Here is a 12,108-nt window from a genome sequence, read left to right on the forward strand (position 1 = left end):
ATGGAAAGGCGAGCTTTCGGTTTTTTGAGGAACTATGGGAGTGTCCTGCTTTTGCTGCTTGGCATTTCAATAGGCAGCATCATTGGCGTTTTTTTTCCCGGTTTCGTGGACCGGCTTAAGCCGTTGGGGGATATTTTTCTCAATCTGCTGTTTGCCGCGGTCATCCCGTTGCTGTTTTTTGCCATCGCGTCTGCCGTTGCCAATATCGATGGCACCCAGAAGCTGGGACGTATTATCTTCACGATGGTTAGCGTGTTTCTGGGTACGATACTGATCGCAGCGGTGTGTACGATCGTAGCACTTTGGTTTTTTCCCGTTGAACCTCCCCGGCCTCTGCAAGAAACAGCCGATACGCTGTTGCAGGCTCCCGGCGATACTTGGGGCGACAAGCTGGTGAGGTTTGTCACCGTTGATGAGTTCTACAAACTGCTATCACGGGACAATATGCTGGCTTTTGTCATTTTTTCCTTTCTCGTCGGTATTGCTGCCATGCGGTCGGGGGAGTCAGGCACCTCGTTCAGAAAGTTTCTATTGTCGGGAAACGATGTGATGAAACACCTGTTGATTCTTATTATGAAAGTCGCTCCGGTCGGGCTGGGCGCCTATTTCGCGTACCAGGTGGGTACGATCGGCCCGGAGCTTTTCGGGTTTTATGCCAAGCCGCTGGGACTGTATTATGTTCTATGTGCATTCTATTTCATCGTAATCTTCAGCATATATGTGTACATCGCAGGGGGTTGGCACGGAGTAAACCGTTTCTGGAAAAATAATATTCTTCCTTCAGCTACAGCCATCAGCACGTGCAGCAGCATTGCCACCATGCCGGTCAATTTAGTAGCCGCGTCTAAAATTGGAATCCCGCCCGCGGTGGCGAATGTGGTGATACCGCTGGGGACAACCCTGCACAAAAACGGATCATCCATGTCCAGCATTGTAAAGATTTATGTGGCTTTCGTGCTCGTAGGCTGGGATTTTTTTGAGCCGATGACGCTGCTTACTGCCCTCGGTATCACGGTACTGGTCAGTATTGTGGCCGGTGGTATCCCGAATGGCGGTTATATCGGTGAGATGCTGATGATATCAGTGTACGGCTTGCCTACGGAAGCCATACCGGCGGTAATGATCATCGGCACGCTCGTCGACCCCATCGCGACGCTGCTGAATGCGACCGGCGACACGGTGGCTGCGATGTTGGTGAGCCGGTTTTCGCTTGGCCGTAGTGCATTGAAGACGGCTGCCCACAGGACGGGCGGGGATGAGGGCGATGGGAAAGATTGATACAAACACGTTGCTGCCTTTCGTGCAGTTTCAGACCTCTCGGAGCGGCGGTGCTGGCGGGCAGCACGTCAATAAGGTGGAAACCAAGGTCATGTTGTTGTTCGACCTGAATGCCGCACCCATCTTTTCGGAGGAGGAGAAAGGGCGAATCAAGCAGCGCCTGTCGAGCCGTCTGCGGGCTGATGGAATGCTGCAGCTCAGCAGCCAACAGACACGCAGCCAATTGCAGAACAAAGAAATCGCCCTCCAAAAACTGGCGGAGTTGCTGGTGAACGCGCTTAAGGCGGAAAAGCCGCGCAAGCCAACCAAACCCTCTAAAGCTGTGGTGCAGAAACGGCTCGATACGAAGCGCCAGCAGGCATTGCGGAAAATCAACAGAAAAAAAGATTGGCTTTAAAACCGATACCCCGCGCCTATGGAGCCGTACCGGTGCCGGAAGAACATGCCTGGAACTTCCCGGCTGTAAACGATGTACCTGAATTGCAGGGTCAGCGCACTATTCGCATACATGACACCGAACTGATTGTATAACACCCATCGGGCCGGCGTTTGGGTGACCGGGCCTTTATTATGCAAAAACATACCGCCTTGCAGCGTGGCATTATAGCCGACCAGGTTTAGTTGCGGGCTGTAATAGAAAAACAGCTCGTTGCCGACGGCAGCTTGCTTGTTGGATTGTAACCGGCTGAACGTATAGGCAGATTGGTAAAAGGGATTAAACCGTCCGAAACGCATGGTGGGAGCGAGCGACAGTCCCGTGTGATTGAGCCCGAGTGTTGCGGTGGCCTGTCCCGAAAGGTCAAACCAGTCGCCGGTGTTGCGGTACAGCAGCCCGCCATAACGCGCGGAAACATCAGCGCCGAACGCATTTTCCAATTGGTACTCCCAGCCGGCTGTTTCGTAGAGGTTCAATATCCGGTGTATGCTTTCCTGGAATTGTCTGCCCAGGGCGCGTTGGCCGATGGTTCCGATCTCCCCGCTGAATGAAAGGAATGTTTCATTGGGAAAATATTGATCAAGGTTGGCGGCAAGAAAAAGGTAAGCCGTAATGGGGCGGTCCACTTCCTCGATATACCGGATGTGTGCTGTGTATGCGTTGTACATTTTCTGACCGATGGTGACACCCCAAATCTTGTTGGCTCCGCTCATGTCCGGGCCTGCGCTATCAACCACCCTGCGGAAACTAAAGAAAATCCCATTGGTATAATACTGGTCCTGTTTATTGAAAAGGTAGAGGTCGTTGTCATTCTGGAAGCTGAATTCGTAGCGCGGCCTATATTGCGCGGTACAAATTGAATAAACCAAGAGCATCGCAATAATTAAGCAAGCCTTGAAGGTGGTATATAGGCTATTGGTCATTTCCGGCGGATAATACAAGCTGTCAGGCAACAAACATACGATTTTCAAGCAAAGGCACAAAGCTGACGCTGTTTAGAACGATTCTAAAAAACTCCAATCCCTTGCAATATTCGTAGCTTCAGCTTCCGTTTCGTAATTTTGCATTCCGGTAGTAATCCATTGGGGGATAATGACATGAAGAAAAGTTCGGTAATCGCCATCATTGTTATTGCAATCGCCATTGCAATGATTATCGTGATGTATGCGGATTCAAGCACGTACTCAACTTTTGCCGAAGCGAAGGAGAAGCAGTCGGAGTTGTACGTAGTGGGGGTGCTCAATAAGGAGAAAGATTTGCACTACGAACCTACGGTTGATGCCAATCATTTTTCGTTCTATATGTATGACAATGACAGCACCGAATGCCGGGTTGTGTTCAGAGGCGCCAAGCCGCAGGACATTGAGCGGTCTGAGCAGATCGTATTGACCGGCAAAATGGTAGGGAGCGAGTTTCATGCCAGCAAGATATTGATGAAATGCCCTTCTAAATATAACGAAGACCAAGTGGAAGTGATTGAGGCGTCAACCGCCCAGACCATTGGATTTTCCAAGCCGGCAGTTGATAATCGATAGGATGTAGATGGATATAAACTATGTAGGCGAAAGCCTTTTACCAGGGAAGATAGGCCAGTTTTTTGTTGTACTTTCCTTTGGTGCCGCATTGTTGTCGTGTGTCAGCTATTATTTCGCTGCTAAACACCACGAAGACCGTGCCTGGCATAAAATTGCCCGTGCTTCATTTTGGGTCAATATTATAGCCGTAGTGGGTATTGGCACCTGCCTTTACTACATCATTTACAATCATTTGTTTGAATACCATTACGCTTGGTCGCATTCCTCCCGAGCGCTACCTACGCACTTCATCATTTCCAGTTTCTGGGAGGGGCAGGAGGGAAGCTTTTGGCTGTGGATGTTCTGGCAGGCTGTATTGTCGGTTTTCTTGGTATTCAGAGCGAAGAGCTGGGAAGGTCCGGTGATGGCTGTGGTCATGCTATGCCAGACGGTGTTGGCCTCGATGCTCATCGGCGTGGAAATTTTCGGTGAGCGCGTGGGGAGCTCGCCTTTTATCCTGCTGCGGGAAGCAATGACTGACCCCATATTTTCGGAACCGAACTACTTAGGGATGATTGCCGACGGGCGGGGGTTGAATCCGCTGCTGCAGAATTATTGGATGGTTATCCACCCGCCTACCCTTTTTCTTGGGTTTGCTGCGATGATCGTTCCTTTCGCCTATGCGGCGGCGGGGCTGTGGCAGCGCCGTTATAAGGAGTGGATAGTGTCGGGCTTGCCCTGGGCGCTGTTTGCGGTGATGACTTTAGGCGCCGGCATCATCATGGGCTCTTTCTGGGCATATGAGGCCCTCAATTTCGGCGGGTTCTGGGCTTGGGATCCGGTGGAAAACGCATCCATCATTCCGTGGTTTACGCTTATCGCCGCTGTACACGTGATGGTGGCTTACAAGAATTCGGGACACTCTTACTTTACCGCCACCTTTCTCGCAATGGTGAGCTTCGTGCTGGTGATCTATGCTTCTTTCCTCACCCGGAGTGGCGTACTTGGCGAAACATCCGTGCATTCGTTTACCGACCTGGGCTTGTACTGGCAGCTGGTACTTTTCAATGTCATCTTCTTGGTGATCATGGTCTATCTGCTGGTTGTCCGCAAGAAGGAAATGCCGGCGACGCAAAAAGAGGAGGATATTTATTCCCGCGAATTCTGGTTATTTATCGGTGCCTTGGTTCTTTCGGTTGCCTGCGTGCAGATCATCGCTTCCACCTCCATCCCGGTGTTCAATGCCATATTCGGCACCAAGGTGGCCCCACCGTTAGACCCTATACAGCATTACAACAAATGGCAGGCCGGATTTGCCGTGGTGGTCGGCCTGCTTTCGGCATTCGCGCAGTTCATGAAGTACAAACGCACGGATGTCAGGAAGTTCTATTCTGCGGCGTTGGCATCGCTGGTGGTGGCGGCGCTAATCACCGCTCCTGTGGTTTACTTCACCAAGGTATATACCAACTTCATGTATATCCTGTTGGTATTTTCAGCGGCATATGCTATCGTGGCAAACGGCAGGATACTGGGTGAGGCCGTGCGGGGTAAATGGAAGCTTACCGGGTCGGCGGTGGCGCACATCGGCTTCGGCCTGCTCCTTATCGGAGCCTTGGTAGCCGCCGCCACCAACGAGGTGATTTCTGTCAACAGCAGCAACTACATAGCTGTAGCTGGCTTCGATCAGGTGGAAGAGCCGGGAGACAACCTGTTCCTGACACAGGATGAACCCGTGCAGATGGGCGACTACCGGATCACCTATGTGGGCGACAGCGTGGCACCTCCCAATGTGTACTATAAAATCAACTACGAGAAGATCGACGAAGAAACCGGCAGGGTCACCGAAAGCTTCCAGCTGCGGCCTTTCGCACAGCACAATCCGCAGATGGGAGGGCTCATCGGTACACCGGATACGAGGCATTACCTCACACATGACATCTATACGCTCATCACCGCCGCCATGTCTGATGTACATCAGCAGACCCAAACCGGAGACGAGCAGACCGGTTTCGAAGCTTACGAGGAGCCGGCGGTCTACGAAGCCAATATCGGCGATACGTTGCGCTACCGCAACGGATATATTGTGGTTGAAGGCATCAACCGCGACGCCACTGTGCAGAACATACCACGTAAGGATGACGATGTGATTGTCGGATTGAAACTGAAAGTACACGCGGTAAGCGGAGAAACATATCAGGCCGAACCGGTATTCTTGATTCGCGGGGGCACCACATTTGACTTGTTTAAAGACGTGGACGAGCAAGGCCTAAGGCTCCGGTTCAGCAACATCATGCCGCAGAAAGATAAGCTGGAAGTGATGGTCTATCAAAAGCCTGTGCCCGAAAAGAAATGGGTGGTATTCAAAGCCATTAAGTTTCCTTATATCAATTTCTTCTGGTGCGGCGCAATCGTCATGACCATCGGCTTCTTCCTCTCCATCCTGCGGCGCAACAAGGAAATCAAACCGGCAAAAAGCTGATGGACATCGTATTGCTGGGCAGCGGCAATGTGGCTACGCACATGGGGCGGGCACTGGTGAGTTCAGGTCACCGGGTGGTGCAGGTGTACAGTCCAACAATAACGCATGCAACGGTATTAGGCGACACCATAAATGCCCGTGCAATTGACGACCTCGCGGCCGTCGAGTCTGTTGCTGACGTTTATATCATTGCCGTAAAGGATGATGCCATCGCGCAGGTTGCCGCCCAGTTGCCCACATCGTCGAAGAGTATCGTTGTTCATACAGCCGGAAGTGTAGCTATGGAGGTGTTAGCAGAACACGCTGAGCGGTATGGTGTCGTGTACCCCGTACAAACCTTTTCCAAGGCAAAGCCGGTTGATTTTTCTCTAATTCCGGTAGCGGCTGAGGCGTCCGATGATGCGACGTACCAACAGTTGGCCACGTTGGCCGGCAGCCTATCCAATCGGGTCTTCCCGTGTGATTCCCGCCAGCGTCTTGCCTTGCATGTGGCAGCTGTATTTGCCTGCAATTTTACTAATCATTTGTACGCCATTGGTGCGGATATTCTGCGCGAACATGGACTTGATTTTGAGCTCATCCGGCCGCTTATCCTTGAGACAGCAGAAAAGGTGATGCAGTATCGTCCTAAGGATGTACAGACCGGACCTGCAGTACGCAATGATATGGGTACGATGCAGAAGCATTTAGCACTGTTGAAAGACCAGCCCGAGTTGGCGGAGCTTTATGAGCTAATCAGTGATCAGGTTCGGGGAAGATAAAAACTAATGGAGATATGCCAAATATTCATCCAAAAGCCTTAATTTTATTCCTCCAATGCACGTTCTACTTCTGTAGGTTCTCACTCTGAAGCTTGATAGCACGGATCGCTTCGTTTTATCGTCTCTGTAGAAGCCAGTATAGGGTGCAGGCTTTGCCTGCCGGAGTTTTGATTTCGTCCACTTTCAGCGGGAGTTTATGGAGAATTTGATGCTTTGTCGCTATCACTGCCATTTCCCTTCAACGTTTCCCCTTGCGCCAATTCCGACCGGCCGGATCAATCCAACTGTTTTACCACCATATCTGCTCACCGTTTTCAATAAGGAACGGGCGTTCTTCAATACCCTTGGTATGGTTATGGAGTAGAAATAACGCCCTTCCGGACAGTTTTGGAATACCAAATGATGACTGTTCGCTGTTTTGGTACCTAAAGATTTATGTCTGACGGTCTGGACGCTCAGGCAGGATTTGGACGAAGGCTATTGGTCACCCCTAATCATTCAGCTGTCCGTCGAATTTCATAACCTTCCTGTGTTTTCTTGATCAAAATTCAACCACAAGTACTTCGGGAATGGTTATACCATTGTGTTTAAATTCCTCAAACGGGTGATCCTCGATTTTAATATCAGTGATTGGAAAGTAATATGGGCGGCTACAGGGTGCTTCGGTTTCGTTTTCTTTTTTACTTACGGTTAGAGAAAATTTAACGCTACCGATTTCACCAAGTTGTATATTGTATGAATAATCACCTGCGGTTTCAGGGATACCATTAAGTCGGACCACTCCATTCAACGGATTTGGACTTTCAGGTTGAAAAACAATGTCCCAGCTTTTATATGGCTCTCCCGTCTTGGCGCTCGTTACCTGTATATTCGACGCGTCCGGATCATTCGTATTTATTAGGTTTTCGCCATTTTCCTTATCGACGAATAACACACCTACCTGCCTTAGTGGGCCTTCGTTCATAAGCCCGGCACAGGGGTCAGGGGTCGTCTTTGATTTCCGTTTTTTGGCAGCCGATGGCCAGTACTGACAGTAACAGGGCTGTCGGAAAAAATCGATATATTCGTGTAGGCATCGGTAATTAATTAAAGATTCTACTCTTTTGTGATTCACGGTGTCTTGCAATGTCATCGTCGGTGGCAGGACTGATAATCGCTATTTCATGCTGGTTATCCTCATAAACCTTTACCCGAACCGGAAGGCTGCTTTTCATAGCCTGTTTTATCAATCTGATATTGTCCTCGCTTTGTACCAAACCGGCATCGATGAAATACGGCATAGCGCTGGGATAAAGCGCCACCCCGACGGTGTCGTTCCTTGTATCCCTAAGTTCGGGTATCTTCAGTCCTATATCAATGGTTGATTGTTCCTTAATCCGTTTTTCACCGGCATCAGAAACTTTCTTTTTGCACGACACGAGTGAAAGTATTCCAAATAAGGCAACGTATAGGAATGGAATTAATTTTTTTTTCATATTTACAAGGTAAAAACAAATTGCCTTAATGACTGACTCTTAACAAAAGAAGTAAATATTTTTAAATAAATAAAATGTGTGATCGATGTTGCTCCGCAGGGCGCTCGCCGCGCGGGCAGGTTAAGGTTGGGCAACATTAGAAATAATATTTATATTTGTGTAGGTTTAGGTTGATCGCCCCTTAACCTCATTAGGGGCGGCTCCGTCGAAAGGCGGGGTTTTTTAATCGAAAACCTCTATTATCAGTGTTTTCATTTGCGCTTTGAAATCAAACAACATTTTTTTGACGGTTTTCTTAAATACACCGGGAGATACCTGACCGGCCACCATCCTGTGATGCAAGTACTTTGTTTTTCCGGTTCTATAGGAAACTTAAATTCTCCCAGCCAGGTGGTTTCAATACCAAAATACACCGTGCCCCAGCCTTTTTCCCAGGCTATGCATTCGGTGTTTTCACCGTTTACATGATATGTCAGTTTCTTTCCCCGCGCTTTTGGAATCGATGGATATGTCAGGTATCTCGAAATGATATTGTCAATTGTTTTCGCGAAATCCGTTATAGGACTAACCTCGAATCCTTTATCATTGAAATGAGCCGCCGAAACCGGTCATCCCAAACTGCTTCGGATGGAGTTATAACCCACCCGGCCAATTGTATTCACATTGAGGCAAAACAATTGCGGTCAATAGGAAGCTTATGTCTTTTTGTTAGTTGCCGTAAAGCCCGATTTCTCGGTATTGGATACTACATATACTATATAGACGGGCCCTGGTATTGAAAATTAAAAGGTTCACTATTGACACCGCAAGCATTGGTTCTATCTACTGAAAACTCAATTGAATCTCCCGGTAATGCTGGCAGCGGATCACCGAAATCTATAATCAAACCTTTAATAGCGTTCCGTAACGATTATGCAGCTTGTAGTTGCACCAACGTCCTGAAATGAATATCCCATTTCAGGACTTTTCCTTTTTTAGGGGTTAAAGGAGGGAGCCAACCATTAACCCCCAAGGCCCGGATCTATGCGCCGGTATTGTTGGCCAGCATATTATGTATTAACACTTGGCAAGGTCTTTCCATATCCGTGGACCAACTTGTACGAAAATCCAAGGGCGCTCCATTTCGAGTTGATCAGTTCAAGCGAGCCATCTTACGAGCGACTCCTGCGTTTGGCCATCACGTTCCAATTGTTGTCTTTTGCCATTTGGGCCGCAATTTGTTTCCGTGAGTATGAATAAAGCCATTAAGCTCCGTGCTGTCATCGATGAAATTTTGATTAGATTTTTCGTGAGCCTTGACGGCTAACGATACAATATGCTTTAGTTAATCTTATAATTAACTATAAAATTAGTTGAATGGTTTTGATTCTGCAACTATTTCAGGAAATTTTTTGGGGTTCCGGGAGCTGCGAGGGGGAGGTTTTATCCGATTATTGCTTTTTCGGTGCAGGTATTAGCGCTCCGATATACGCTGCCTTTGCATTTCATCAGGAATGGAATGTTACCGGTCATCCCTAAACTGCCCCTTTATCCGTTCTAGATTATCGATCATTTCCTGTATGCGTGTATTTTCATTGTGGATGTACTGTTTCATGAAGACAAAGTGACAGATGAGAAACCAGAAAATGATGAAGATGACCGCGCCAGCAAATGTCCAGAAAGGCAAGGCAAAATACATTTCAATGCCGTAGAGTGCAAATGCGACAGCTATGCACGCTTCATAAACCGCATAGTTGCGGGTGTTGAAGCGATTGCGCTTTTGCTGGAACGTTTTCAGGTAATTGATGTAGTCTTGTGGTTTGGACAGCAACTGGGCGCTATTGCTGATATTGCGGTAGTCTTTCCACTGCGTAAATAAATAGTAACTGATACAACCAATCATGATCGCTAACGCGAGATAAGTGGTCCATGTCGAAAAATCGACTGCGATGAACATCCAGAGCAAAACCAGGATAGCTACGGCTACCGATACACTTTGCCAAAACAGTTTCTTGGCAAGTGACGCCCGGTTTGTCTTAACGCGTCTCAAAACCGCATCGAAGCTAACGTTTGGCTCCGGCTCCTGCCTCTGCCAAAGCTGTTGTATCTCATCAAACCCTTTCATTGCTGTTGTATATTTCTGTTAGCTTGTGTTTTATCCGGTGAATTTTTACCCGAAGATTGCCTTCGGAGATACCGGCAATTTCGGCGATCTCTGGATACGGCACCTCGTCCAGTACCAAAGTAATAATGATCCGTTCATTTTCTTCCAGCTGTGCGATGGATTTATACAATAAGGCAATCTGCTCCTGCTTTTCCGAAGGCTCTTCGGCAAAATTTTCAATGATGCTGTCGTTGAGCTCGTCCGTCGCGCGACGTTTTACAGTGCGAAGGTACGAGAGGCAGGTGTTCACGGCTATGCGGTAGATCCAGGTTGAAAACTGTGACTCGTTGCGGAATTTATCGAGGTTTTGCCACACCTTAATAAAGGTTTCCTGCATGAGGTCGTTTGCCGAGTCACTGTCTCCGGTATACCCATAACAAAGGTGGTACACCCTTTTGGAGTTGTCTTCAAACAGTTTCTGAAACAGTTGTCGTTGGTCTCTCATGGACGGCAGTTACATGCTTTTGACGTACTTGATGCCAATATGTTACAGAAAAACGTTATCTTTATACCGATGGAAACATTTATTCCGATATTGATCGCTCTTTTGGTTTTCGCATTTCAGGCGTACGCCAATTTTCAAAAGGAGCAGGAAAAAGCCCGGAAAAGAAATCTGGGACAGCCTCCCTTGCCTGAGGATAATGCACAACGGCCGTTTGTTGACCAGCAGCCACCGATGAGTGATCCGGGGCTTCCGTATCCCGGCCATCGACTTCCGGAGCCCGAGCGCCGATCGTCACCGGCTGAACAACGTCCGCCAATAACCACGTCACGAGTACCGACTTCAAGTCACCGCCCGCCGGGCAGCGAATCCCATCCAGGCTCCCTTTCTGAACGATTTGGACGCTACTCCGGCGTATTGGATGCAGAAAAGTTTGGGCGTTTACGCCAAAGCAGACAACAACGGACGATCCAACGCTTGGAAGTGGACGAAGGGGTGACTACCATTGCCGCATCCGACAATATTGACTTTGACCTGCGTGATGCGGTCATCAAATCTGCAATTCTTGAACGGCCATACCAGTAATTAGCTTAGTCTTGTGATTTGCGATTTTACTGTCAGACTAAATTCATCCATATCCTTTAAAAAAGGCAGGCCTTGGCGGGTATCCTCCAAATCCTTTCGGTATATTGTAAACGTGTACAAGTCTTCATACTCGGGCTTATAATAAACAACATCGCCGACAGGTGAGATGCACATGGAACCTCCGGAGTAATAAATTTCGTTTCCGTCGTGTCCGACACGGTTTACGCCGATGACGAAGGCTTGGTTCTCGATGGCTCTTGCGGGAATAAGGCTCCGCCAATGCGCTGAACGTTTATCTGGCCAGTTGGCCACGTACAGCAGTATGTCGTATGCGCCGTTGAGGTTTCGTGACCACACGGGGAAACGGAGGTCGTAGCAGATCATCGGGCAGATCTTCCAACCGTTTAGGTCTACAATAACACGCTGCGTGCCCGGTGTGAATACAGTGTCCTCTTTGGCCATGCCGAAGAGGTGTCGCTTGTCGTACTTGACATAGTCGCCACTATTGGTCATCCAGACAAACCGGTTAAAATACCGGCCCTCCTCTTCAATAATGAGACTGCCTGCCACCACACAGTCGTATTTCTGAGCAATTTCTAGCATCCAGTGCATGGTTCGGCCATCCGTTTTTTCGGCACACTTCTCGACATTCATCGTGAAACCCGTGTTGAACATCTCCGGCAATACGATCAGGTCGGTTTTCTCGCGTATGGCCGACAGCCTGAGTGCTAAGTTGCTTAGGTTTTTTTCGATGTTTTCCCAGAAAAGGTATGCTTGAAACGTTGTGATCTTTAATGCATCCATAATAGTGAGCTATGGTGTGTCCGTTTACCTGTGGTATGCAAACGCACAAGGTAGCAAAAAATTAACAAAAACAAAATGGCAGCCCATCCGCTGCAATTATGTTGCCAGTTTCCTTCCCTTTTATTTGCTCCAACATGGCAACCGTTCTTCATACTATAGTAATTTACTACTTATATAACAGGTATATTAAA

Annotated in this window: 12 protein-coding genes; 6 read left to right on the forward strand and 6 right to left on the reverse strand. The window is 48.4% G+C overall.

Annotated features, from left to right (window positions below):
* Together ACFOET_RS13185 and arfB are read left to right on the forward strand one after the other, a co-directional pair.
* Positions 1 to 1,278 (forward strand): dicarboxylate/amino acid:cation symporter, encoded by a 1,278-nt coding sequence (locus ACFOET_RS13185; RefSeq protein ID WP_379023383.1) that lies wholly within the window; start codon positions 1 to 3, stop codon positions 1,276 to 1,278.
* Positions 1,265 to 1,675, forward strand: coding sequence for an alternative ribosome rescue aminoacyl-tRNA hydrolase ArfB (gene arfB / locus ACFOET_RS13190; RefSeq protein WP_379023385.1), 411 nt, complete (start codon positions 1,265 to 1,267; stop codon positions 1,673 to 1,675). The genes ACFOET_RS13185 and arfB overlap by 14 nt, the downstream gene beginning before the upstream one ends.
* Here arfB and ACFOET_RS13195 read toward each other — a convergent pair.
* The gene (locus tag ACFOET_RS13195; protein ID WP_379023387.1) at positions 1,672 to 2,637 is read right to left on the reverse strand and encodes a lipid A-modifier LpxR family protein; all 966 of its coding nucleotides are present in this window, start codon (positions 2,635 to 2,637) and stop codon (positions 1,672 to 1,674) included. The two genes, arfB and ACFOET_RS13195, sit on opposite strands and share 4 nt — an antisense overlap.
* Before the next feature lie 174 nt (positions 2,638 to 2,811).
* On the opposite strand from ACFOET_RS13195, the gene ACFOET_RS13200 reads away from it, so the two are divergent.
* From ACFOET_RS13200 to ACFOET_RS13210, 3 genes are read left to right on the forward strand one after another with little or no spacing between them, the layout of a single operon-like run.
* Complete coding sequence (locus tag ACFOET_RS13200; RefSeq protein ID WP_379023389.1) at positions 2,812 to 3,249, forward strand: cytochrome c maturation protein CcmE domain-containing protein; 438 nt, start codon at positions 2,812 to 2,814, stop codon at positions 3,247 to 3,249.
* Between the two features lie 7 nt (positions 3,250 to 3,256).
* Positions 3,257 to 5,707, forward strand: a complete 2,451-nt coding sequence (gene ccsA, locus ACFOET_RS13205) for a cytochrome c biogenesis protein CcsA (protein ID WP_379023391.1) — start codon at positions 3,257 to 3,259, stop codon at positions 5,705 to 5,707.
* Entirely contained in the window at positions 5,707 to 6,468 is a 762-nt protein-coding gene (locus ACFOET_RS13210; RefSeq protein ID WP_379023394.1) for a Rossmann-like and DUF2520 domain-containing protein, read from the forward strand. The genes ccsA and ACFOET_RS13210 overlap by 1 nt, the downstream gene beginning before the upstream one ends.
* 541 nt (positions 6,469 to 7,009) lie before the next feature.
* Here the strand turns inward: ACFOET_RS13210 and ACFOET_RS13215 are convergent.
* From ACFOET_RS13215 to ACFOET_RS13230, 4 genes are all read right to left on the reverse strand, one after another.
* On the reverse strand, positions 7,010 to 7,432 hold the full coding sequence (locus ACFOET_RS13215; RefSeq protein WP_379023396.1) for a hypothetical protein: 423 nt from the start codon (positions 7,430 to 7,432) through the stop codon (positions 7,010 to 7,012).
* 118 nt (positions 7,433 to 7,550) lie between these two features.
* Entirely contained in the window at positions 7,551 to 7,943 is a 393-nt protein-coding gene (locus ACFOET_RS13220) for a hypothetical protein (RefSeq protein ID WP_379023398.1), read from the reverse strand.
* Between the two features lie 1,501 nt (positions 7,944 to 9,444).
* Entirely contained in the window at positions 9,445 to 10,047 is a 603-nt protein-coding gene (locus ACFOET_RS13225; protein ID WP_379023400.1) for a hypothetical protein, read from the reverse strand.
* The gene (locus tag ACFOET_RS13230; protein ID WP_379023402.1) at positions 10,034 to 10,531 is read right to left on the reverse strand and encodes an RNA polymerase sigma factor; all 498 of its coding nucleotides are present in this window, start codon (positions 10,529 to 10,531) and stop codon (positions 10,034 to 10,036) included. The genes ACFOET_RS13225 and ACFOET_RS13230 overlap by 14 nt, the downstream gene beginning before the upstream one ends.
* Before the next feature lie 69 nt (positions 10,532 to 10,600).
* On the opposite strand from ACFOET_RS13230, the gene ACFOET_RS13235 reads away from it, so the two are divergent.
* Complete coding sequence (locus ACFOET_RS13235; RefSeq protein WP_379023404.1) at positions 10,601 to 11,113, forward strand: hypothetical protein; 513 nt, start codon at positions 10,601 to 10,603, stop codon at positions 11,111 to 11,113.
* Here ACFOET_RS13235 and ACFOET_RS13240 read toward each other — a convergent pair whose 3' ends face one another.
* Positions 11,114 to 11,917: an amidohydrolase gene (locus tag ACFOET_RS13240; RefSeq protein ID WP_379023406.1), complete on the reverse strand. Its 804-nt coding sequence runs from the start codon at positions 11,915 to 11,917 to the stop codon at positions 11,114 to 11,116.
* Between the last annotated feature and the right edge of the window lie 191 nt (positions 11,918 to 12,108).

It is taken from the genome of Parapedobacter deserti (genome assembly GCF_042646065.1).
Taxonomy (GTDB): domain Bacteria; phylum Bacteroidota; class Bacteroidia; order Sphingobacteriales; family Sphingobacteriaceae; genus Parapedobacter; species Parapedobacter deserti.

What these genes read in the sequence shown, in the direction of transcription:
- ACFOET_RS13185 (WP_379023383.1), top strand. Translation starts at nt 1, where the DNA reads ATGGAAAGGCGAGCTTTCGGTTTTTTGAGGAACTATGGGAGTGTCCTG.
- arfB (WP_379023385.1), top strand. Translation starts at nt 1,265, where the DNA reads ATGGGAAAGATTGATACAAACACGTTGCTGCCTTTCGTGCAGTTTCAG.
- ACFOET_RS13195 (WP_379023387.1), bottom strand. Translation starts at nt 2,637, where the DNA reads ATGACCAATAGCCTATATACCACCTTCAAGGCTTGCTTAATTATTGCG.
- ACFOET_RS13200 (WP_379023389.1), top strand. Translation starts at nt 2,812, where the DNA reads ATGAAGAAAAGTTCGGTAATCGCCATCATTGTTATTGCAATCGCCATT.
- ccsA (WP_379023391.1), top strand. Translation starts at nt 3,257, where the DNA reads ATGGATATAAACTATGTAGGCGAAAGCCTTTTACCAGGGAAGATAGGC.
- ACFOET_RS13210 (WP_379023394.1), top strand. Translation starts at nt 5,707, where the DNA reads ATGGACATCGTATTGCTGGGCAGCGGCAATGTGGCTACGCACATGGGG.
- ACFOET_RS13215 (WP_379023396.1), bottom strand. Translation starts at nt 7,432, where the DNA reads ATGAACGAAGGCCCACTAAGGCAGGTAGGTGTGTTATTCGTCGATAAG.
- ACFOET_RS13220 (WP_379023398.1), bottom strand. Translation starts at nt 7,943, where the DNA reads ATGAAAAAAAAATTAATTCCATTCCTATACGTTGCCTTATTTGGAATA.
- ACFOET_RS13225 (WP_379023400.1), bottom strand. Translation starts at nt 10,047, where the DNA reads ATGAAAGGGTTTGATGAGATACAACAGCTTTGGCAGAGGCAGGAGCCG.
- ACFOET_RS13230 (WP_379023402.1), bottom strand. Translation starts at nt 10,531, where the DNA reads ATGAGAGACCAACGACAACTGTTTCAGAAACTGTTTGAAGACAACTCC.
- ACFOET_RS13235 (WP_379023404.1), top strand. Translation starts at nt 10,601, where the DNA reads ATGGAAACATTTATTCCGATATTGATCGCTCTTTTGGTTTTCGCATTT.
- ACFOET_RS13240 (WP_379023406.1), bottom strand. Translation starts at nt 11,917, where the DNA reads ATGGATGCATTAAAGATCACAACGTTTCAAGCATACCTTTTCTGGGAA.